At 55.5% G+C, this 22020-nt stretch carries 21 protein-coding genes and 3 pseudogenes; 13 read left to right on the top strand and 11 right to left on the bottom strand.

Annotation, left to right across the window (positions count from 1 at the left end; translation table 11 throughout):
- Positions 1 to 8: 8 nt before the first annotated feature.
- From C1J05_RS11675 to C1J05_RS11655, 5 genes and pseudogenes are all read left to right on the top strand, one after another.
- The gene (locus tag C1J05_RS11675; RefSeq protein ID WP_114870391.1) at positions 9 to 917 is read left to right on the top strand and encodes a phosphate/phosphite/phosphonate ABC transporter substrate-binding protein; all 909 of its coding nucleotides are present in this window, start codon (positions 9 to 11) and stop codon (positions 915 to 917) included.
- A 64-nt stretch (positions 918 to 981) separates the two neighbouring features.
- Positions 982 to 1734, top strand: a complete 753-nt coding sequence (gene phnC / locus C1J05_RS11670; RefSeq protein WP_114870390.1) for a phosphonate ABC transporter ATP-binding protein — start codon at positions 982 to 984, stop codon at positions 1732 to 1734.
- Between the two features lie 2 nt (positions 1735 to 1736).
- Positions 1737 to 2558 carry a phosphonate ABC transporter, permease protein PhnE gene (gene phnE / locus C1J05_RS11665; protein ID WP_205388934.1) on the top strand — a complete coding sequence of 274 codons (822 nt, stop codon included), beginning with the start codon at positions 1737 to 1739 and terminating at the stop codon, positions 2556 to 2558.
- A 10-nt stretch (positions 2559 to 2568) separates the two neighbouring features.
- A complete protein-coding gene (phnE, locus tag C1J05_RS11660) occupies positions 2569 to 3408 on the top strand; it encodes a phosphonate ABC transporter, permease protein PhnE (RefSeq protein ID WP_205388933.1) in 840 nt (279 codons plus the stop codon).
- Between the two features lie 975 nt (positions 3409 to 4383).
- Positions 4384 to 5073, top strand: a pseudogene (locus tag C1J05_RS11655) (IS6 family transposase); the annotation flags it as partial.
- On the opposite strand, the gene C1J05_RS21870 reads toward C1J05_RS11655, so the two are convergent.
- Positions 5023 to 5442, bottom strand: coding sequence for a DNA cytosine methyltransferase (locus C1J05_RS21870; protein ID WP_254684796.1), 420 nt, complete (start codon positions 5440 to 5442; stop codon positions 5023 to 5025). The pseudogene C1J05_RS11655 and the gene C1J05_RS21870 sit on opposite strands and share 51 nt — an antisense overlap.
- A gap of 23 nt (positions 5443 to 5465) precedes the next feature.
- On the opposite strand from C1J05_RS21870, the gene C1J05_RS11645 reads away from it, so the two are divergent.
- Complete coding sequence (locus tag C1J05_RS11645; protein ID WP_162798038.1) at positions 5466 to 5852, top strand: hypothetical protein; 387 nt, start codon at positions 5466 to 5468, stop codon at positions 5850 to 5852.
- Positions 5853 to 5902: 50 nt separating this feature from the next.
- On the opposite strand, the gene istB is transcribed toward C1J05_RS11645, so the two are convergent.
- From istB to C1J05_RS11615, 5 genes and pseudogenes are all read right to left on the bottom strand, one after another.
- Complete coding sequence (gene istB, locus C1J05_RS11640; protein ID WP_114870387.1) at positions 5903 to 6694, bottom strand: IS21-like element helper ATPase IstB; 792 nt, start codon at positions 6692 to 6694, stop codon at positions 5903 to 5905.
- Positions 6684 to 7658 (bottom strand): annotated as a pseudogene (locus C1J05_RS11635) (IS21/IS408/IS1162 family transposase); the annotation flags it as partial. The pseudogene C1J05_RS11635 and the gene istB, both read right to left, overlap by 11 nt.
- 450 nt (positions 7659 to 8108) lie before the next feature.
- On the bottom strand, positions 8109 to 9308 hold the full coding sequence (locus C1J05_RS11625; RefSeq protein WP_114870385.1) for an aminotransferase-like domain-containing protein: 1200 nt from the start codon (positions 9306 to 9308) through the stop codon (positions 8109 to 8111).
- A gap of 260 nt (positions 9309 to 9568) precedes the next feature.
- Positions 9569 to 9964 (bottom strand): carboxymuconolactone decarboxylase family protein, encoded by a 396-nt coding sequence (locus C1J05_RS11620; protein WP_114870384.1) that lies wholly within the window; start codon positions 9962 to 9964, stop codon positions 9569 to 9571.
- A gap of 3 nt (positions 9965 to 9967) precedes the next feature.
- On the bottom strand, positions 9968 to 10786 hold the full coding sequence (locus tag C1J05_RS11615) for a cyclase family protein (protein ID WP_114870383.1): 819 nt from the start codon (positions 10784 to 10786) through the stop codon (positions 9968 to 9970).
- A 225-nt stretch (positions 10787 to 11011) separates the two neighbouring features.
- On the opposite strand from C1J05_RS11615, the pseudogene C1J05_RS22265 reads away from it, so the two are divergent.
- The 3 genes and pseudogenes from C1J05_RS22265 to C1J05_RS11605 form a co-directional block, all read left to right on the top strand.
- Positions 11012 to 11140, top strand: a pseudogene (locus C1J05_RS22265) (IS6 family transposase); the annotation flags it as partial.
- Between the two features lie 172 nt (positions 11141 to 11312).
- On the top strand, positions 11313 to 12494 hold the full coding sequence (locus C1J05_RS11610) for a tyrosine-type recombinase/integrase (RefSeq protein WP_162798037.1): 1182 nt from the start codon (positions 11313 to 11315) through the stop codon (positions 12492 to 12494).
- A 31-nt stretch (positions 12495 to 12525) separates the two neighbouring features.
- On the top strand, positions 12526 to 13233 hold the full coding sequence (locus tag C1J05_RS11605) for an IS6 family transposase (RefSeq protein ID WP_114870381.1): 708 nt from the start codon (positions 12526 to 12528) through the stop codon (positions 13231 to 13233).
- A 109-nt stretch (positions 13234 to 13342) separates the two neighbouring features.
- Here the strand turns inward: C1J05_RS11605 and C1J05_RS21450 are convergent, their stop codons facing one another.
- On the bottom strand, positions 13343 to 13543 hold the full coding sequence (locus tag C1J05_RS21450) for a hypothetical protein (RefSeq protein WP_162798036.1): 201 nt from the start codon (positions 13541 to 13543) through the stop codon (positions 13343 to 13345).
- Entirely contained in the window at positions 13513 to 13899 is a 387-nt protein-coding gene (locus tag C1J05_RS11600) for a hypothetical protein (RefSeq protein WP_162798035.1), read from the bottom strand. Before C1J05_RS11600 ends, C1J05_RS21450 begins: the two co-directional genes overlap by 31 nt.
- Before the next feature lie 245 nt (positions 13900 to 14144).
- On the opposite strand from C1J05_RS11600, the gene C1J05_RS11595 reads away from it, so the two are divergent.
- Complete coding sequence (locus tag C1J05_RS11595; protein WP_254684586.1) at positions 14145 to 14918, top strand: L,D-transpeptidase; 774 nt, start codon at positions 14145 to 14147, stop codon at positions 14916 to 14918.
- Positions 14919 to 15532: 614 nt separating this feature from the next.
- On the opposite strand, the gene C1J05_RS11590 is transcribed toward C1J05_RS11595, so the two are convergent.
- The 3 genes from C1J05_RS11590 to C1J05_RS21445 form a co-directional block, all read right to left on the bottom strand.
- Positions 15533 to 16249 (bottom strand): LrgB family protein, encoded by a 717-nt coding sequence (locus C1J05_RS11590; protein ID WP_114870379.1) that lies wholly within the window; start codon positions 16247 to 16249, stop codon positions 15533 to 15535.
- Positions 16246 to 16599 (bottom strand): CidA/LrgA family protein, encoded by a 354-nt coding sequence (locus C1J05_RS11585; protein ID WP_114870378.1) that lies wholly within the window; start codon positions 16597 to 16599, stop codon positions 16246 to 16248. Before C1J05_RS11585 ends, C1J05_RS11590 begins: the two co-directional genes overlap by 4 nt.
- A gap of 413 nt (positions 16600 to 17012) precedes the next feature.
- Entirely contained in the window at positions 17013 to 17462 is a 450-nt protein-coding gene (locus tag C1J05_RS21445) for an alpha/beta hydrolase fold domain-containing protein (RefSeq protein ID WP_162798034.1), read from the bottom strand.
- A gap of 3 nt (positions 17463 to 17465) precedes the next feature.
- Between C1J05_RS21445 and C1J05_RS11570 the strand changes: the two genes are divergently transcribed.
- The 3 genes from C1J05_RS11570 to C1J05_RS11560 all read left to right on the top strand — a co-directional run bounded on the left by C1J05_RS11570 (position 17466) and on the right by C1J05_RS11560 (position 21301).
- A complete protein-coding gene (locus C1J05_RS11570) occupies positions 17466 to 18170 on the top strand; it encodes an IS6 family transposase (RefSeq protein ID WP_114870375.1) in 705 nt (234 codons plus the stop codon).
- A gap of 59 nt (positions 18171 to 18229) precedes the next feature.
- The gene (locus tag C1J05_RS11565; protein WP_114870374.1) at positions 18230 to 18634 is read left to right on the top strand and encodes a hypothetical protein; all 405 of its coding nucleotides are present in this window, start codon (positions 18230 to 18232) and stop codon (positions 18632 to 18634) included.
- Positions 18635 to 18997: 363 nt separating this feature from the next.
- On the top strand, positions 18998 to 21301 hold the full coding sequence (locus tag C1J05_RS11560; RefSeq protein ID WP_114870373.1) for a GumC family protein: 2304 nt from the start codon (positions 18998 to 19000) through the stop codon (positions 21299 to 21301).
- Positions 21302 to 22020: the final 719 nt, after the last annotated feature.

Raw genomic sequence — 22020 nt, 5'->3', positions numbered from 1 at the left:
AGGACACTATGAAAAACTGGACTAAAGCAACCAAAACCGTCGCGGCAACCCTGTTGGCGTCAGTGGTATCAACCGGAGCCTTGGTGGCGCAGGAATGCAAAAACCCCGAAGTGATCCGCTTTTCGATGATCCCGACCGAAGAAACAACGCAAGAGTTGTCGCTTTACCAACCACTGGTGAACCGGATCAAGGAAGCGACCGGCAAAAATGTCGAGTTTTTCCTGCCTACCTCCTATGCTTCAGTGGTCGAGGCAATGCTGGGCGGGTTTGTGGATCTGGGTATGCACGGCCCATATTCTTATGTGATTGCTCAGGAAAAAGATCCTGAATTGCGGGTGATCGCCACCTACGCCAAGCACAAGGGCCAGTTTCAGGAAGAAGGTCCCGGATATAAGGCCGTCCTCGTGGCGCGCGCAGATTCCGGCTTTACTACGGTTGAGGATCTCAAGGGCACTGTGATTGGTCTGACCGATCCCGCCAGCACATCCGGCAATCTTTTGCCGCGCGTCTCTTTCACCAAGGTGATCGGGGCCGAACTGGAAGATTATTTTTCGCGCGTGGTTTACACAGGCGGTCATGATCTGTCGGGCGTGGCTGTGATCGAAGGTCAGGTTGATGCCGCATTTGTTGCCACTCACCGGCTGGATAACGTGCTGGACCGTGGCATCGCATCAATGGATGACTATGTCGTGATTTGGTCCTCTCCAGTTATTCCACAGGATCCTTTTGTGGTGAACGGCCGCCTTTGCCCCGAAATCATTGAACAGATCCAAACTGCGTTCCTGACGCTCAACGACAGCGAAGAGGGCCGCCAGTATCTGGAAAACGTCAACGCCTCCAAATTTGTGGCGATGACTGATGCGGATTACGACATCATCCGCGATCTCAAAGCTGCAAAAGACGCCAAGAACAACTAAAAGCGTCTATGCTTTGCCATGCCTCGGGCCCGGCCCGGGGCAAGCGCTAGGGGAGAGCGAAAAGATGTCAGTCCTGTCCGTCAAGAATCTCAGGGTCCGGTACTCTGCCAAGGGGCCAGAGGTATTGAAGGGGATCGATTTTGAAGTTCAAAGTGACGACTTCCTTGCCATGATCGGGCCCAGCGGCGCGGGCAAATCGACATTGATCCGTTGCGTCAATCGGCTGGTCGAGCCTTCAGACGGTCAGATCATTCTGCTGGGGCAGGACGTCCGATCATTGAAGCCGCGCGAATTGCGCGGTCTGCGGCGCAACGTTGGTATGATCTTTCAGGAATTCAATCTGATCAACCGCATGTCAGTTATGGACAATGTTTTGTCTGGGCGGTTAGGATATACCAGCAACCTGCGCAGCCTTTTCCGACACTTTCCCAAGAAAGACATTGATCAAGCACTGGATTATCTGGATCGCGTCGGGCTGAGCGATCACATCAACAAACGGGCCGATGAACTGTCGGGCGGTCAGCGTCAACGCGTCGGGATCGCCCGCGCCCTTATGCAGCAGCCTAAACTTTTGTTGCTGGACGAACCGACATCGGCGCTCGACCCTAAAATCTCGCGTGAAGTGATGGCCCTGATCATGGGGATCGCCAAGGAACTGGGCGTGCCTGCCTTGTGCAACATTCATGATGTTCAATTGGCCAAGGAGTTCTGCAACCGGATTATCGGGTTGCAAGACGGCTACAAGAAATTCGACGGCGATACCGCAACCCTGCGCGACAGTGATCTGGAAGATATCTACGCGATGGAGGTGTTGTAAGAGTGGCTGTTTCTGACACCCAAACCGCCAGCCTGTCCGCACAGATTGAGCTACGCAACAAGCGCCAGATGAAACTGGCATTGATCTGGGGCGGCTTTCTGCTCTTCGCCGGTTGGTGCATCTATGGCACCATCATTGAAGACACCGACTGGTCACGCATCGGCGGGCGCAGCGGTGTCTGGGCTTCGGTCGGGCGCTACATACAGATGGATTGGGGCCTGCTTCCCGAACTGGTTGTACCAACAATCGAGACGTTCATGATGGCTTCGGTGGGCACGGTGCTGGGCTGCGTGTTTTCGTTGCCTGTCGCATGGCTGGGCGCGGCAAATGTCACACCGAGCAAGCTGGTTCTTTACCCGATTGGGCGTTTTTTGATGGTACTGAGCCGCTCGGTTCATGAGATCGTCTGGGCGCTGATATTTGTCAGTGCGGTCGGCCTTGGCGCACTTCCGGGTGTTCTGGCCATCGCGATGCGTTCTGTAGGATTTATCTCCAAGATAACCGCCGAAGCGATTGAAAACATCGACGCAAAACCGGTCGAGGCCATCCGCGCGACCGGCGGAAACGAATTTCAGGTGATGTATTACGGTATTCTGCCGCAGATTTATCCGGTTGTTCTGGCAACTGTGATCTTCGAATGGGACATCAATATCCGTCGTTCGGCCGTGATGGGGCTTGTCGGGGCAGGGGGGCTGGGCCTTTTGTTTTTCCGCCAGATGAACAGTTTCAACTACGGCGGTGTCACGATGGTGATCTTTGCCATCCTGCTGCTTATCATTTTGGGCGAAGTGATTTCGCATTTCCTGCGCAAAGCAGTGATCTGAGGAGGTGGCCGTGAACATCGAAACCACCGCCATAACGTCCAAACAGAAACCGACCTGGTCGCGCTACAGTTATCCGGACTCGCTTTGGTGCTTTGGCACGCTGCTGGCCGTGCTCCTTTTCTTGGGCTATTCAATGCATTTCCTGAACATTGAGATTGCCGCGTTAATTGGGGGTTTGGGCCGTCTTATCGGGGTTGTGTCCGACAGGTTCTATCCGCCTGATCTCGCCTATATCACCAACAGGGGATATCTGGGCTCAATCCTTGATACGCTGCAGATGTCGTTTCTTGGTGGCATTCTAGGGGTTTTTATTGCCATTCCGTTGGCGTGGTTTTCCGCCTGGAATGTAACGCCCCACCGCAAAACGCTGTTTCCGATCGGGCGGTTGGGCGTCATTTCCTGTCGCGCCATCCATGAAACAATCTGGACAATCCTGTTCGTGTCGGTTCTGGGATTTGGCATGCTGGCCGGTGTCAGCGCCCTGACGATGTTCTGCATCGGATTTGCCGGCAAACTGTTCTCGGATGAGATCGAAGCGATTGACATGGGCCCTGTGGAGGCGATGCGCTCGGCTGGTGCCAATTCGTTCCAGACCTTCGTCTTCGCTGTGGTGCCGCAAGTGCGCGTCGCCTTTGTCGGCATCTCTATCTACACATGGGACGTGGCGTTCCGTGCGGCAACGGTGGTCGGTTTTTTCGGTGGCGGCGGCATGGGCTGGTATCTCAAACGCAACGTGCAGCAACTTGAAAACCTTCGGGTGGGTGCAATCATCCTGTCCATTATTGCAATGGTGCTGATTGCGGAATTCATTTCGGGCTATCTGCGCAGCGTTGTCAACAAAGCCAAATAGGCGCGGCGGCACTATCAGACAATTGCGGATAAGGTGTGAAGGATGGTTGTGTCGTTCCGGAGATTGGCGGCAATCTTCGACTTTTGCAGCAGAGTGCCGAGGATATTCGGAACCAAAACCGCTTTGAAATCAGCCACGAGACAGCCCGGTTCCGGTGAAATGTATTCGGACCGATGTTTGCAAACATATGCCGCGTATAAGTCTGCGGTGCACTCGCACTGCAATCAGGCGTACCAAGTATACACCAGATCAACCTAACAGTTTGATCGAACCGTCGAACTCTCCGATTTGCGTGGGCGTTCTTACGCGCTGGGTCTGGCGTTGGGCGAGAACGGCGACTGGTTCGAATTGGTCTGACGGCCCCGCCAAAATTCCCCTAATTATTTATAAAAAGCAATTGGTTGGGGGTTTTGAAGGGCAATCCATCCCCCATTTTGGCCACCCTTTTGCAATTGAATGAATGCATCCAGTTTCCCAAATCGCAAGCCAGCGCCCGCTCATTGTCCAGCCAATTGTTTCTGAGAAAATTCATACTGTTTCTAAAAATGCCACAATTTCTGCGATTTGTTGCCGCCTTCCCATGAGAAACAAAAGCTGTAAAACTCTAGCAAGGATATGGGCAATGACTGTAGTTGGTCAGTTTACTATGACACGTATCGAAATTCTTGCCGTGTCGCTTTCGGCAGCAAATTTTGCAGAAGACCCACATAGATCACCTGCTTTTCAACTTCGTCGACTTCTTGGTATCTAATTCTTCAAAGTTAAGCTCTGGACCAATAATACGGTCTAGGCATCAGGTTTGGATATCTCGAAAACGATTTAGTTTGAGCAACATAAAGACACATTTGGCGCTGCATTCTGGCACTTGAGACCTCTATCGGGGAGGCAATCGAAATATGCTGGAGAAAAACTTGAAAAGGCTTTGTCAGACAAAACTGACTTGAGGCGGGCAGGGTGGTTCCGTAGCCTTGCTGGATGATAAAACGCTCCCCATTTCGCTACTTCAAAACCAGCCCGGAGATCATTCGCTTGGCCGTGATGATGTACGTTCGATTCCCGCTTTCACTCCGCAATGTCGAAGACCTCCTGCATGAGCGCGGGATCGAGATCAGCCACGAAACAGTTCGGTTCTGGTGGAACAGATTTGGCCCGATGTTTGCATCCGAGATCCGGCGAAATCGAGCCAGCCGGATGCGCTCATACTCCAACTGGCAGTGGCATCTGGATGAGGTTTTCGTAAAGATCAACGGAGAGATGCATTACCTTTGGCGGGCCGTTGATCACGAAGGTGAAGTGCTGGAATCCTACGTTACGAAGCGGCGAGATCGTAAAGCAGCGTTGAAATTCTTAAGGAAATCTATGAAGAGGTATGGCCGACCAGGAGTAATTGTGACGGACAAACTTCGCTCTTATGGCGCTGCCATGAAAGTTATTGGCAACGCGCCAAGACAGGAAACGGGACGCTGGGTTAACAATCGTGCCGAGAATTCCCATCTTCCATTTCGACGACGAGAACGTGCGATGCAGCGCTTCCGACAGATGCGATGTTTGCAGAAATTCGCTGCCGTCCATTCTTCGGTGCACAACCACTTCAATCAGGAACGCCACCTTTATTCACGTGAGCATTTTAAACTGACCCGAAGCGCTGCTCTCGCCGAGTGGCGCCAGCTTTGTTCCGGATATGGAAGCGTCTCCAAAATGATCGTTCAGTTTCTCGGGCGACAACTCGCTGACGTCTTCGAGAAGAAACTTCGCATCGTTGTTGACTTCGAACGCATGTTTGCAGGCCTGGTCGACATCGACCCCGGCGACGACGTTCACGCCGACGTTCTGGAGCCCCCGGGTCAAGCCTCCAGCTCCACAAAAAAGATCTATGCAGGCAATGTCAGCCAATCGCTCGAAGCCTCTCCCCAAATTATTGACACTTCCCTCAACGCGGTAGAGCCGTTTCGGCGTCGCCAAACACCGAGAATCGATTTGGATATCCCCGCGATGAGGACCTTGATTACTCGTCAAATGTGGCTTCGACGCCATTTCTAGCAGGCCACGGACGTTTTTTGACACCACGACTCGCCGTCTTGCCGGGAGGGTTCGACGATCCGATTGGTCGCTTCGATACTTTGGATCTCGACTACTTCGGGGATAAGGCGCGAAAGTTCCTCAAAGAGGTCTTGGAAGTCGAAACGTTGACGCTCCAGGCCTACATCGAAGAGCATTTGGCAGACATTCTCGACGAAGACCTCTCGAATGAGCATTACGTCGCGTTGCTCGAAGTGCTCGTCTCAAAGAAGGACTTGCTCGAGAAAGAAGGCACGAGGGCGACTTTGGCTGCTCTGCCTCTGGTTAGAACCAAGGATGGTCTCCTGAGAGCTGCCATAGATTGCTACGCGAAGACCGACGCGCTCGCTGAAATACTAGGAGTGTTGAATGTCACTCAGAACTGACCCGGTGTTGTCACCGAGATTTGACCCGCTCAGTCGTTATGCTTTCTTCGTCATGATGTGGTCAATGCTGTTGTTTCCTTCCTTTTCTGTTTCGCAATTTCTGAGCTGGCTTTGAAGCGATAACTATCATTGCCGGTCTCGAGAATGTGGCAGCGGTGGGTGAGCCGATCGAGCAAGGCCGTGGTCATTTTGGCATCACCGAAGACCGTCGCCCATTCGCTGAAGCTGAGGTTGGTGGTGATGACAACGCTGGTGCGTTCGTAGAGTTTGCTCAAAAGGTGGAACAGCAGCGCGCCGCCTGATGTGCTGAACGGCAGGTATCCGAGCTCGTCAAGGATGACGAGGTCCGTTTTGACCAGTGCCTCAGCGATTTTCCCAGCCTTGCCGAGGGCCTTTTCTTGCTCCAGCGCGTTGACCAGTTCGACCGTTGAGAAGAAGCGCACACGTTTGCGATGATGCTCTATGGCCTGAATGCCGAGTGCAGTCGCAACGTGGCTTTTCCCCGTACCTGGCCCACCGATCAGCACGACATTCTCAGCGCCGTCTATGAACTCGCACCGGTGTAGTTGGCGGACCAAAGCTTCGTTGATCTCACTGGCGGAGAAGTTGAAGCCGGAAAGATCCTTGTAGGCCGGGAAGCGTGCGGCCTTCATGTGGTAGGCGATTGAGCGCACCTCGCGTTCGGCCATTTCAGCCTTGAGCAACTGCGAGAGCACCGGGACGGCTGCATCAAATGCAGGTGCCCCCTGTTCAAGCAGATCGCCGACAGCCTGCGCCATTCCGGGCATTTTCAAGCTGCGCAGCATGATGACGATAGCCGCACCGGCGGGGTCATGACGCATGACGCGTTCCTCCTTGCCGCAGCCCGTCGTAGCGGCTGACATTGGCCTCAGGTTCCTTATTCAGAGCTAGGGCTGAAGGCGGGGTCACATCGGGCTGGTCTGTCGGAGTGCCGTCCACCAGCCTGTGAAGCAGGTTCAGCACATGGGTCTTGGTTGGCACACCTGCCTCCAGCGCCATTTCTACCGCACAGAGCACGGCCTGTTCATCATGGTGCAGAACGAGTGACAAGATATCGACCATCTCTCGATCTCCTCCGGGCTTACGCAGTAATTGATCCTGCAATTGTCGGAAGGGATCGGGCATTTCCATGAATGGGGCACCATTGCGTAGCGCCCCCGGTTTGCGCTGGACCACCGCCAGGTAATGCCGCCAGTCATAGATGACGCGCCCAAGCTGGCGGTGGGATCTTTCAATGATGCGCTGGTGGGCGCAAATGACCTGCCCCTCGGTAACAACGACCAATTTCTCAGGGTAGATGTGCAGGCTGACACGGCGGTTTGCGAAGCTTGCGGGCACAGAGTAGCGGTTGCGATCAAAGGTGATCAGACAGGTTGGTGACACGCGCTTGCTCAGCTCAACAAAGCCGTCAAAGGCTGTTGGCAGCGGCATCAGCGCGGCTTTCTCGCCTTCCCAGGCATCGGCAATACTGCCGGGCAAACTGCCGTGCGCCGTCTCGGCCCACAACATCTTGCAGCGACCTTCGAGCCAATCATTCAGGGCTACAAGGTTTCGGAAGACAGGCGCGACCTGCCACAGACGATGGCGCGCATCGCGGACGTTCTTTTCAACCTGGCCTTTCTCCCAGCCCGCCGCTGGATTGCAGAACTCTGGCTCGAAGACGTAGTGGCTGGTCATCGCCAGAAAGCGCGCATTCACATCGCGCTGCTTGCCGCGACCGACACGGTCAACAGCCGTCTTCATATTGTCATAGATGCCACGGCCCGGAATCCCGCGGACACATCTCGTCACCTAGAGCGACTTCGGGAACATCCGTTTCTATTCACCCTCGCCGGGACACTCGCTTTCGTCGACGAAGTCGCGGTGCAGGATAGTGACTGGTTGGCAGAGCCGTTCGGAGGAGATCTGGACGCACGTTTGGTGCGTCCGTCACCTGAGACGGTAGAGCTCATTGATTGGTTCAGGATACAGCCACTGTCATCCGTGACTCGGTTGGAAACGGTGGCTTTGGGAGACGTGATCGACGACGAGGAAGCGACGCAGTTGGTACGAGACCGAAGCGATCTGCTTGGGTGCCGTTATCCTGAGTTCACCACGTGCGTCGAGTTACAGTGACAATGCCTCTAGGGCGCTGTGAGAACAAATTTATTGAGCGGGGCAGGGCGGTGGTCTATCAGTCCTGCACCCACCTAGAAAACACCTATTGCGTTTCGATTTTAAGATACAGTGACGACGTCATTCGGGCTTGGCGAGGGTGGCTCTTGCCGCTACCGCAAGACGACGGATGCCTTCAGCAAGTTTATCTGGGTCGTTCAGCGTGAAATTAATGCGAATGGAACGGCGGTTTTGGCCCTCAGGGTCGAAGACGCTGCTCGGGGTAACGCAGACACCCTGGAACAAGGCCTCACGCAGGAGATGGTCGGTGTTCATACTGGCATCCCGCGCTGTCGCCCAGACGAACATGCCGCCGGAGGGAATCTGCCAGTCGAACAGCTCGTCCAGATGCGCGTCCATAGCAGCACAGAGCGCATCGCGCCGTGCGCGATAAAGCGACAGGATATCAGGTAGAACACGGTCGGTCAGACCGCTGGCGAAGCTGTCGTGCGCAATTCGCTGGGACAGGCCCGAAGTTGACATATCCGACCCCTGCTTCGCCGTGACCAGCGTTGTGATCATATCTGGCGCGGCGACGACCCAGCCGATGCGGAAGCCAGGTGCGAGTTCCTTCGACAGCGTGCCCATGTAGATCACCGGCCCTTCATAGATGCACTCGTCTCTCTGTGCCGAAAGTGTAAGCATCCGCGGCAGCGGAGCACTGTCATAATAAAGTGTGCCGTAGGGGTCGTCCTCGACCAGCCATGTTCCCGTGACGTGAGCCGCCTCCACCAGCGCCTGCCGCTCCGCCAGACTGACCAACCGCCCCGAGGGGTTCGAAAAATTAGGGACTGTGTAGGCGAACTGCACGCCGGTAAGCGCTGTGACAGGATCGAAGTCATTCGCTTCCAGCCGCATCGGTCGATAAATTGGCTGGCGCGGGCGCCAGGCGTCCAATGCGCCAAGATAGGTGGGGCTCTGCGCTGCTATCAGGCCGCCCAGTTCGAGCAGAACCTTTCCGACCAGATCCAGCGCCTGCATTCCGCCAGTTGTAATCAGGACGTTTTCACGGGCCAGTCTCATACCGGGTACGGAGAAGCGTTGCGCGATCAGGTCACGCAGGACGGGAAGACCCTCGATCGGGGCGTAGGCCAGCGCCTCGTGAGGATGCTGAGCGACAGCTGCAGCCGCGAGAGCCGACAGGTCCGTGACAGGCCAAGTCGACGGGTCGGGCAGCCCACCCGCCATGTTGATCATACCTGAGATCTGACCCGCCGAAAGGAAAGTCTGCGTTATGTCATTCGTGTCTGAAAGCCAGTTGGCAAACGCGGGGCGCGGCATGATGCATCCTCCGATCGGGTAAACGTCGACACCGCCGACTGCGACGGTGTGATTCAGGCGGCGGGTCGTCCTCTCGAGAGGTGGAAAGCGACATAAGGGATGAGATCTTTAGACCGTTACCGACTACCGTAAACTGTCTCGGTTCAATCCATGGCTGTCAATCTGTTGGAATTTTCGGTTCCCAAGATCTTCCCGCAGCCTGTTGATCGGACAAGGTCGACCACATCCCATATTGCTCGGCGCTTTTTGCTCGCGCCCGATCACGCCTTGAATACGTCATCCACCTCAACCTGAAGCCCTGTTACCAGCCCGTTGGTCTGCATCGCCATGCCAATTACGGACAGCAACTCGCTTTGCATCTCGGGCGTCATACCCTTGGCCTTGGCCGCCGCCGAATGAGAATGAATGCAATAGCTGCACCCGTTCGCCGTGGACACCGCGATATAGAGCAATTCCTTCACCAGCGGGTCCAAAGCACCAGGCGCCATAACGTCTTTGAGCCGGTCCCAAGTAGCACGCAACGTGATCGGGTCATGGGCCAGTGCGCGCCAGAAATTGTTGATGTAGTCATTGCCGCGTGTGGCACGGATATCGTCGAAGACGGCCAGCGCCGACGCGCTGACCTCCTCATCCGACAAAAGCGGAACGGTGCCCACGCGTTAGACCATTGCAAAGATGCGCGCTGGACCACCTGAGCCGCCAGCGTGTTTCGGTGCCCCTATGATCAATGTTGCCCCGGCCGCCGGAACCGCATCGAGGCCTGCAAGGCATTCGATCCCGAACCGGCCTGACGGCAGCCACGCGTAATGAGTCGCAAAATCTGCGGACATGCCGTGATCCAGTGACAACGTATCCACAGCAATTGACCGCGCGCCGGTCTGCTCCATCAGCATCTCCACTGCTTCGACGTGAAAACCTGGATAATGTTGTGCCGTCCCGTCGAAATTGCGGAACCCGTCGCCGCCAACCTTGCTGGCCCAACCGGAATGCATCGCCACGCAGGCTCCATCAGGGATATCACCATTGGCCGCGATCCATGCGCTCAGATCGTCCGGCGTGACCTGTGCGTCGGCATCTTCCGCTGCGCGCGTTGCGATGTCGACGACACAGAGCGGCGCCACCAGGTCACTGATCGGAATCTCGTCGACAGAAGTGCCATCAGCGCTGAAGTGCAACGGCGCGTCGATATGGGTGCCGGTATGTTCATTGATGCTCAGGTTATAAAGGTTGAACCCGTTGTCCGCGAAGTTGAATACCTGTTCTGTGGAAAATCCCGGCTCGCCGAAATACGTCGGAAAAGTTCCCGACAACGTGTGGGTCATGTCGACCACACCGCCATGACCAGCCGCCAGCGCCGGCTTGGTTACAAAGCTGCCGGCAGCGGCTGCGCCCACTGCGGCCGCCGCTGTGCCCTTGAAGAAGTTTCGGCGTGAAAGCATCTTCTCTTTTACGCTGTTCATCACACAGATATCGCACATTGTTCTGATCCTCCGATACGCCGACATGCCCTAAGTGACCTGCCGTTTGACAGCAAGATCATCAGTTTCTTCCGCCTAATCAAACGACATTCCTCAGTAGAACGCCGTAACTCTCATTTTGACGCAAACCTGCACACCGATCAAGCATCATGCGCACGCAGGGCATTGTCAGAGGAAACCGGCTTGAAGCGGGCAGGGTGGTTCCGGAGCATGCGAAGTTCGTAGAAACTCGCCGCTATTCATGCGTCCGTCTACAACCAATTCAATCAGGAGCGCCACCTCTACTCCCGCGAAAACTTCAAGCTCAACCGCGACGACGCTCTCGCCGAGTGGCGAGGACTCGGCGCGGCATAAGGGACAGCCTCACTGTCCTTGTCGAGACGGGTTCGAATTGGTCTGACAGCACCGCCACTTTCTATAAGTCTCTGTTATAAAATGGAAATTCCGATGTGGTCAACCTGCTGCGTAGTGTACTTTACACCACGCGGGACGCCGTGAGGGCGTTTGCATGAAGGACCGGAAGGCCATGAGATACATTGACCAGCCCAGAGGTGCGGGCACTGCTTATCGTTTCAAGATGAAAACGCCGAAGGCATTGGCGGGCATGATCGACCCCCTGACCCAGAAAAAGTTCGGGAACTGGATTATCAGACCCTTTGGCGGTGAACGCCATTTGCCTACAGCCAAGAAGCTGCGTGATATCTGTGTCGCAGAAGTCAGGACCATGACAGCGGATGCGGCGTCGGGTGCGGGGTTGTCTGGAAGGTTCAACTTGGAGCGGGCTGAAGGCTGGGCAGAGGCTTTGCGTGTTCAGAAGGCCGAAGGTGGCCCAGATGATTATCAACCGGACGTGTATGACCTGATTGAAGATGAAGTACGGCGGGCACCTAAGGCCAGACGCAAGGCATTCCAGAAGGTTGCCCTATCAGGCACCTTGAGCATGTCTGATGCGGTCAACCGTTATCTCCACGACAGAAGACCGAACAACGGCTTCGGATATGCCACCCTTGCGCCCACCACACAGAAAGACATGCGGGTGGCTGTGAAATATCTTTGCGAGTTCATGGAGGAAACAGAGGAAACCCTGTTTCTGGAAGACGTGAACATTGACGCGATCACGCGCTTTCGCAATGACTTCCTGCCCCAGAAGACCTCCCCAAGGGCACCTGAAGGTCTGTCTTATGGGACCATTGAGAAGCTGTGTGGGTATTGCCGCAACCTCTGGAAGTGGGCGATTGAGCATCGGCACGTAGATGCCAGCTTAGGCAACCCGTTCGAGAACCCGAAAGGTGTCCGAAAGCAGAAACGCAACAAGGGACCAAAGGGAGATATCTACAAGGCTGACGAGGCCGAAGCGATCATGAAGGCCTTTCCCTTGGGCAATCGCCTTGGTGACATCTTTAGGTTGGCCTTGGTCAGTGGATGCCGTGCCACGGAGTTGGCGAAGGTTACCGTGGAGAATGTCTCGGAGGACGGGGCGTTCTATTACATCGCTGGGGGCAAGACCGACAATGCCACGCGAACCATTCCCGTTCCTGAGATTGCCCGTGCTATCGTGCTGAGGCGTCTTGCGGATGCCAAGGCTGTGGGAGAGGACAGGCTGTTCCACGACTACCCTATCCGGCCTTCGACAGACAAAGTGTCTTCCCTTTCACAAGAATACACACGGCAAAGGCGGGCTGGGTCTTGTCAGAAGGATTGGCGTTGAAGCGGGCAGGGCGTTTCCGTAGCCTATCCTCATGATGAAAACAGACCCATTCAAGGGCTTTCACAGCAGCCCCGAGATTATCCGCCTCGCAGTGATGCTGTATGTTCGCTTCCCTTTATCGCTGAGAAACGTCGAAGATCTTTTGCATGAGCGCGGCATCGATATTTGCCACGAAACGGTGCGGTACTGGTGGAATAGATTTGGCCCGATGTTTGCCGCCGAAATCCGCCGCAAACGAGTTCAGCAGATGCGCGCATACTCGAACTGGCAGTGGCATTTGGATGAGGTATTTGTGAAGATTAATGGCGAGACGCATTACCTTTGGCGTGCCGTGGATCACGAGGGCGAGGTGCTGGAAAGTTACGTCACCAAACGCCGCGATCGCAAAGCAGCATTTAAATTCCTCAGGAAAACTATGAAGCGTCACGGTCACCCTCATATCCTGGTGACCGACAAACTCCGTTCTTACGGGGCGGCAATGAAGGAAATCGGCAACGAGCAGAGGCAGGAGACTGGCCGCTGGAAAAATAACAAAGTTGAGAATTCACACCTGCCGTTTCGACGACGAGAACGGGCCATGCAGCGCTTCCGCAGCATGCGAAGTTTGCAGAAATTCGCCTCCGTTCATGCCTCCGTCTGCAATCACTTCAATCAGGAACGCGCCCTCTACAGCAGAGACAATTTCAAGCTCAACCGCGCCGCCGCTCTCGCAGAGTGGCGCGCCCTCGGCGCGGCATAAGGGGCAGCTTCATTGTCCTTGCAGAGACGGGCTCGAATCCGTCTGACACCACCCGGCGCATTGTTCATCAGCTCAACCAGGCGCATGGGGTTAGCGTCACTTTCCATCCTTACCCCTCACCTCTATGTGTGTCATTGCCCAAAATGGCCTTACCACCACCCTCGACATTCACATGCTGCACCGTGACGGTTTGCTTGCCACCGTTTCGATGCTTTTGCAGAGCTTCCATTTGCGCGGCAAACGTTCGGGCCAGCTTGTTTACGATCCGCTCATGCACTTCTAGCTGTTGGAAGGTATCGACGCCTGCCATCTGCCGCGCATGGTGGCAATGTGCACGGCAGTCATCTGCGTGGCCAGCATAGCCTCGATCCTATATTCCGGGGTAATCTCCGCCACAATGGCAACGGCAAATGATTTGTCCTTCAGATTGTGTATTGATTTTCCAGATACGTTTACCCAGTGCATAAGCAGCGCTTCGGCAAACTCGCTGGACGAGCCGCCGAACAACGTGCTGACTTGGCCGTCGGCTCTTTGAATAACATTAACACTGCCATCATCGTTCATCTCAAATTCTGGCAGCTTTTGCTTCCCCCGCCGCACCGGTTTGACAAGCGGTGCGCCCTGTTTAGCACCTGTTTTTTCAAGGTTGGATTTTCCGTTCGCCATGCTGCCAGGAATCATCGAGCTGTTGAGAGTACCTTGCATGAAGATGGGTAATATAACACCCCAAGCACTGGGTACTTTCTGGAGATGAAGTTGCGCTGGAACCAAAACGACGCACTCTCGTTCCTAACTGAACAGCGAGACAGCGGGCCAAAGATGATTGATTGGGCCACAAAGAATTGGCAGGATGCACCGGAAGGCATGCCACTTGGGGAATGTCGGTTCAAATATTTGCCCGGACACTTTCAATGAATATTTTCCCAATCCGAACCGTTCTGTTGTGCGCCCTGCTTGGTACGTTATCGGCCTGTGCTGCATCCAATCAATCCCGGGATATGCCGCTTGCAGAAGTTGGGACATATGGTCCGATAACGGATGGCGACATTACAATTCCAGCCGTCGATCCGGTGTATTTGGAAGAACCGAACCGGCGTGTTGAGGTGTCGTATTACGGCAATGAAGAGCCCGGCACAATCGTGGTCGATCCTTTTGCTAAGTTCCTTTATTTTATTGAAGAACCGGGTGTGGCGACACGGTATCCCGTTGCCGTGGGTCGCGAGGGGCGCGGTTTTCGGGGTCGGGCCACGATCCAACGCAGCGAGGCGTGGCCGGGCTGGACACCGACGGCAAACATGCTGCGCACCGAACCCGAAGTCTATGGCGCCTTTGCAAGAGGCATCCCCGGTGGCGTCGCCAGCCCGCTTGGTGCGCGCGCGCTGTATCTTTATCGCGGTGGGCGCGATACCAAATACCGCATTCACGGAACCAATGACCTGCAGTCAATCGGAAACGCAAGTTCTGGCGGGTGCATCCGATTGTTCAATCAGGATGTGATTCACCTTGCTGAACGAACACCTATCGGCACCAAAGTGGTGGTGCGAACCTATGATGAATCCGTCTTGGCCGAAGGAGAAGTGATGGCCAACCGGGGCGTCGAGCTGCCACCGACCATTGTGGACCCAGACGTGATCTATGCAGCGGTCGAGGCCGAAAAACTGCGCAGGGCGCAGCAAGTGGAATAGGCTTTCGAACGACGCATTGGCCTTTTGGGGATCGAGGTGGCGCGTGGCAGGTTCTGTTTCCCGTCAGCCAAGTTCGCAAAACGTCCGGTCAAACCCTTGAGCGACAACATTGACATCCTCCATCGACAGGTAAATCGGCGGGACCAATCCTACCAGCCCCCGGAAACACTTCGGGCATTCCGTCCAACAGGGCAAGAACTCTGAGGGTTTCACCGAAGCGGGCGTTCCCATTGGTCTAAAGGGCAGAAATCCAAACCGGCCATTCGCCGCGCCTGCGACAAATGGCTGACATGCGGACTTTGCCGCCATTCGTTCTTCGTACTTCGCGGACGCAGCATCGCTTCGCGCTTGCGGCATGTCTGTCGGCGCGTTGCAGCTCACGTCGCCAATGCGGTCATTCAATCTGGGCAAACCACGTCAAATCCAAACCGCGCTTTCGCCGCGCGGTGTCAGAACAATCAAGGCGCGGACAAAGCCGCCGTTCATCGTCCGCTCCCAGCCCCTAGACCACTTTGGGTAGCGAGCTTGTTCTCCGCACTGTTCTGTGGGTTAAAGGCGTCATTCAAACACTTTTGCAGTCGGTGCCCCCCCAACGGGTCCAAATTGAAACACGTTCAAATCAACCAACGCACCAATACTGGTACGATCAAGCTTGTCAGTAGTGCATTCAATGCCATCGCTATGCCGGCATAGGCTCCTGCCACAGGATTTACCTGAAATGCACGGGCCGTCCCAATTCCGTGAGCTGCGACACCGACTGCAAAACCGCGTGCGCGCCAATCAGAGACCCCGATCAGGTTCATGAGAGGCGTAACCGTCACAGCACCGATAATCCCAGTCAGGATAACCAATACTGCTGTCAGCGCTGGTAGCCCTCCTATAGCTTCTGAGATACCGAGAGCGACGGGCGCGGTTGTGGACTTAGGCGCCAGAGAAAGCAGCACTTCTATCGGGAGACCAAAGGCACGCGCCAGTAAAATGGCCGAGCCCGCCGCAACAACCGAGCCCGTCAGCAAAGCCAATACAATCGGCGCAACTGAGGTCCGAATTGTGTCTCGGTTATCCCAAAGCGGCAAAGCCAATGCGACCGTCGCGGGGCCAAGCAGAAAATGGATGAATTGTGCGCCCTCGAAATAGGTCGTGTAGTCGGTTCGTGTCAGCCAAAGGATTGGTGCAATGAGAAGGACTGACAGAAGTACCGGATTGGCCCAAGGCGGCTGACCAAGTCGCCGCGCTACGCCATCCGCGAGCAAATAGGCGAGGATGGTCGTTGTGAGCCATATAAGGGGCGTTGTCGACAGATAGCTCCACAGGTCCGCGACATCCGTCATGTCGTCCGGCTTTCGATTAAAAACCGAACGCCGATGAACGTTCCAACCGCAGCCAGCATGGAGAGCAGTGTCGAGACAGTCAGGATAAACAGTAAGGTAAGTCCGTTATCGGTAAAAACCTCTAAGTTGCCGATCACACCAACACCTGCAGGCACAAAAAGGAATGACAAGTTCGCCAGTACGACTGTCGTTGTTGGTCTGAGCTGCTCGGTCAGTGTGGGCCTGAAGCCGAGCAGCAGCACTAAGAATGCGAGCCCCAGCACTGGGCCCGGAATGGGGAAGCTAAGGCCGCGAGCAGTCATTTCTCCAAGCAACTGGCAGCCCAAGAGAAGTCCCAGTGTCTGAAGCATGGTGGTTCTCCCCTGAACTCGCTTTCCTTGTCATTCTGATACCAAATGCTTTGCGACACCAATGGAAACATTCTGTTTAGGGGAGCATATGTGGGGCAAAGCGGCTATCCCAAAACTGGCGCGGTTCAGATAATGGCCCCTCTGGGCTCTTGGCGGTCATTAGCCGCTGTCTGCACCTATGACTGCAATGCGGGACAAACCCGCCTGATGCTGATGCAGAGAAAATCCACTCTAAGTGACGGCCAAGTCGCCGAACATGTAGCGGCATTGCGGCACGCTTCCCCGAACCAGACATTCAAAATGGTCTAATGTGTCGCAATTCAAACCGGACTCTTGGTGCATGGGCACTGCTAGCCTCACTTGCGGGCTTAGTTGCTGTTGGTTTTCAACCAGTTCACTTCTTACGGCTCAGTTCAGTCATCGAGCAAGTGCTCGGACACCCAATCGCCCGCTTTGCTAACAGCAACTCTGGACTCAGGCGACTCCGGCAAAGCCGCCATGAAGACATGTGGCATACCTTCATAAAGGTCGAGCTTCACGGTCTGCCCGGCCTGATCCAATGCCTGATGGAGCCTGACAAAATTGCTGAGGAATATCTCTTTGGTGCCGCCCTGGATGAGCGTTGGCGGGAAGCCCTTTGCAAAGTCGCCGTAAACCGGAGAGACGTAGGGGTGCCGGTGGTCCGTTTCATCGGCATAAGCAAGCGCCGAGGGACCGAGGACGTCCTGGTATGTGAAGAACGGCTCGGCATCCCGGAGCGTCACATAGCTATCCCCAGTCTCAGAGATATCGGTCCAAGGCGACCAGAGGGTACTGTCAGAGCAAAATTGCTTGAGCCAGGCGGGGCGGTTTCGTAGCCTCACCGGATGACCAAACCTGATCCATTTCGCTATTTCAAAACGAGCCGTGAGGTTATCCGTCTGGCGGTGATGCTTTACGTCCGTTTTCCGCTGTCTCTTCGAAATGTCGAAGACTTGCTGCACGAACGCGGCATCGATGTCAGCCATGAAGCGGTGAGATACTGGTGGCACCGGTTCGGCCCGATGTTCGCTTCCGAGATACGAAAGCGACGGATTGAGGGCATGAAGTCCAGCCGATGGCGGTGGCACTTCGACGAGATGTTCGTGAAAATCAACGGCGAGCGGCACTACCTTTGGCGGGCCGTCGATCATGAAGGCGAAGTCCTGGAAAGCTTCGTAACAAGGACCCGTGACAAGAAAGCCGCGTTGAAATTCTTAAAGAAAATAATGCGCAAACACGGTCGACCTGAATTGGTCGTCACGGACGGGCTGGCATCATACGGCGCTGCGCTCAAAGAGATTGGCGTCGCAGACAAGCAGGAGACGGGTCGCTGGCTGAATAACAGAGCGGAGAATTCACATCTGCCGTTTCGACGACGAGAACGGGCCATGCTTCGCTTCCGGCGCATGCGAAGTCTGCAGAAATTCGCCTCCGTCCACGCCTCAGTCTACAATCACTTTAATCAGGAACGCAGCTTCTCGACTCGAACGAATTTCAAACTCAACCGCGCCGCCGCTCTGGTTGAGTGGCGCGGTCTCGGTGAGGCATAAAGGGCAGTCATATTGTCCTTGCAGAGACGAGTTCGAATTGGTCTGACAGCACCCTGGGGTTGACGGAAGTTCCGGCCATCCGGATCACCCATCTGAGTGCGCCTGAACAACGGGCTCTGATGCTGGCGGATAACAAGATTGCGCTGAATGCCGGCTGGGATATGGAGTTGCTGGCGTCGGAGTTGGCGGATCTTTCGGAACTGGATCTGGACTTTGATCTGGAAATCACCGGTTTTGATGTCCCTGAGATTGATCTGATCCTTGAAGGCGTCAAGGCGGCCGAGGCCCCGGCAGATACTGTCGAGGAGCCTGATGCTTCGGGGCTGGCCATTTGCCAATCCGGCGATCTGTGGCTGTTGGGCAAGCATCGGGTGCTGTGTGGGGATGCGCGCAACGGAGAGGATTATGCGCGTCTCATGAACGGGAACGCGGCCGATCTCGGGTTTACCGATCCGCCCCTTTGAAAAGAAAGAAGCTTCGGCGTTTAAGGAACGGCTGCTTTCGAGACGCGGTTTAAGCATAGATCCCTCAATCCCTTAACGGTGCGGGTCTTCAAAAGCGCTTTCCGTCAAACTCCCTTTTTCCAACACCGCCTTTTCCCAATACCACGGCTTCCGCCTTCAAGGTCCCGTCTTGCGGGTTCGTCTTGCTGGTTTGGCGGGCGGTAGACACAGTAGACAGATTGAGCGTTATGCTGTCAAATACGGCACACGCCCCGGATATTTCAGATTTTGCTAGAACTTAGAGACGTTTTGGCCTACTTTTCAGGGTCAGTTTCTTGAGCTGTTTTATTGCGGTTTGATTGACGTGACACCGGGTACTATTTAATGACCATGAACAAGCCGCCAATAGATCCTTCCCCTTTCTACCCGTCGCGACGGTTTAATATTGCGGATGTGGCGCAGGATGAGGACGACGACGCAATTGATCTGCGCGCTTTGTTTTTTACAATGTGGCGCGGCAAGTGGATCATTCTGATCTGCATGCTCTTCGGGGCATTTTTGGGGTATGTCGCCTCGTCTCAATACAAACCGGTGTACCGCGCCAGTGCGAAGGTCATGTTCGGTTTGGAAGATGCGAATGTGACCAACCTGCAGCAGGTCATTTCGGATCAGCAATATGACATCACGGAGCTTGAGGACCAGATGCAGGTGCTGCGCTCCACGGTGTTGCTCGAACGCGTCATCTCTAAATTGGTGCTCGATGAAGATCCGGAATTCAACCCCTTTCTGCGGGAGGTGGCGCCAACGCTTTTCGAGCGGGTGACGGCTTCTTTTACGTTGCCGCCCGAGGTCACCGACATGGCGCGCAATATGGGGCTGCTCAGTCCGCCGGCACCGGTGCGCCATGCGGCGGAGGTGCGCCGCGTCGAGCGGTTGGCGATCCTGAATAGTTTGTCCAATGCCCTGTCGCTGGCGCCCGTGGGACAAAGCCGTGTCATTCAAATCACGGTCCAGTCGGCCAATCCGCGCACGGCGGAGAGAGTGGCAAATTCGATTGCAGAGGAATATCTTGCGGACCAGCTGAGCAGCAAGGTCGAAGCGTTCCGATCTGCGAACCAATGGCTCAGCACGCGTGTGGACGAACTGCGCGGGCGGGTGCAAGAGGACGAGGAAGCGATTGAACGCGCACGCTCCGCGCTCTCTGAAGAGAGCGGTCAATCGCTTGAGATTACCCGTAGTCAACTGAACGCCCTGAACGCGGCGCAGTCGCAGTCCCGGGTCGCCATTTCGCGTGCTCAGGCGCTCTATGAGCGCCTGAGCGCAGCGCTTGACCAAAACCGCAATCTTGGGGCCATATCCGAGTTCCGTGCCTCTCCGCTGATCCAGAACTACCGGCAGCAAGAGGCCACGCTGCTGGATCAACGTGCAGAGCTCTTGTTTACCTTCAGCGAAGATAATCCTGCTTTGCAGCGTATTGACGAAAGACTGCAACGGGTGCGTGACAATATTGCTTTCGAGGCAAACCTGATTGTGCAGGCCGCGGAGCTTGAAATGCGCGCGACAATTTTGCAGGACGCATCTCTGATGAGGGAAGTCCGTAAACTTGAAAACAAGGCCTATGAGCTTTCCGCAAGCCAGTTGGAGCTGCGCCAGCTGGCGCGCGAGGCGGAGGCGAGCCGGGTGCTTTATGAAAATTTCCTCGGCCGGCTGCAGGAAACGAATGCACAACAGGATCTGCAGGAGGCCGATGCGCGCATCCTGTCCCCCGCCGAGCGGCCGCTTCGGCCAGAGCAGCAAAATGTGCGTCGCACGCAGATCATCGGAACGCTCCTCGGGGTGATGGCGGGGGTCGGGCTTGTCTTCCTGATCGAGCGGCTGAACAACTCGTTCCGCTGGCCCGGACAATTGGAGGAGGTAACAGGCGAAAGGTTGCTGGGCGTGCTCCCGGCGATCGGGCGGCGTATGCAACGGGTAGAAGTTATCCGCTACATGCGGGACAAACCGGCATCCGCGCTGGTCGAAGCCGTGCGCAATCTTCGGACCAGTGTGTTGTTTTCCGATATCGATAATCCGCCGCGTGTTGTCATGTTCACGTCCTCTGTGCCGCGAGAAGGTAAATCCACAACGTCTATGTTGGTCGCCATGACAAGCCAGCAGATGGGCAAGTCCGCCATTATCGTTGACTGCGATTTGAGACTGCCGCAGCTCGCGGCCCTGGTAAATGCTGACAATCGCAAGTTCGGGCTCTTGTCGCTGCTGGAGGGGGAGTCGGATATCGAGGAAACCGTGGTGAAAGACAACGACACCGGTCTGCACATTCTGACCACGGTGAACAGGGAGAAAAGCGGCATGATGAATGCGGCCGATGTGCTGTCCTCGCGCCGGTTTGAAGAACTGATCAAAAAGCTTTCAGAGGTTTATGACCTGGTGGTCTTGGATACGCCGCCGGCACTGGTCGTTGCGGATGCGCGTATCATCTCCCGCATAGTGGATGCCGTTGTGTATCTGGTCCGGTGGGATGATACGCCGCGGGGCGCTGTCATGGAAGGGCTCAAGGAATTACGCTCCGTTAACGCGCCGATTGCGGGGGTTGTGATGACGCAGGTGAACGAGGGGCGTGCCGCCCGCTATGCCTACCATGGGTACAATTACTACAAGGGTCAGTATCGCAGCTACTATCGGCAGTGAGGACTATGCGCTTCGGTGACGCTTTGATCCACTTGCCTTTCGGCCTTCTGCCTTAACCCCGCGTGACGGATCAAAAACCTGTTTTAAGTGCTTTTGAACGTGCGGCCCGTGAGACCGGAAAATGGCAGAGGAGTCTTTGCATGACGCCGGGTCGTTGAGGTGTAGTTTCCGAAAGGCACATGTGCCGGGGCGTGGTGGTCCCACCGGATGGACCTGATACTCTAACGTGTCTTCACTCTTGCTGCTCTGCGGTGTCCCCTGGCAGCCTTTGAGCCGGCCTCCGTTTAAACGCATATCTCCGGCATTGCCAGTCTGGCGTTAATGATCTGGCGTTGATGACATTGACCGATATGCGTCTGTTTGGAGCTGCCTTCTTCGCTCCTGGTGTTGCGGCCGTTCTTCAGGGGCGACGTACTGAGCCGTCTCACTCTTGGTGGTACATGAGATAACCCATGATCTGATCGGGCGTTCTGCACTTTTATTGTACATCGGCTCCGTGATTTGATGGCGCTGCAGCGCAGGGTCGACGTGGCAACACTGGTGCGCGATAGCGCATTTGAGGCCTGTATACCGCGGAAAATGTCGACTAAGCTAGGCTGGGGTAAATGGCCGTGGTATCAACCCTCACTGCTCACAAGAGGCTCATGCACATGCGATACCTTCAAGTTCTGTTTTTGCTTTGTGCTCTGGTTCTTGCGCATTCGACATCACCCCTCTTT

Source organism: Sulfitobacter sp. JL08, from assembly GCF_003352045.1.
GTDB lineage: Bacteria > Pseudomonadota > Alphaproteobacteria > Rhodobacterales > Rhodobacteraceae > JL08.
The sequence above is the reverse complement of the archived record's forward strand: the minus strand, read 5'-3'. Positions and strand labels throughout refer to the sequence as shown.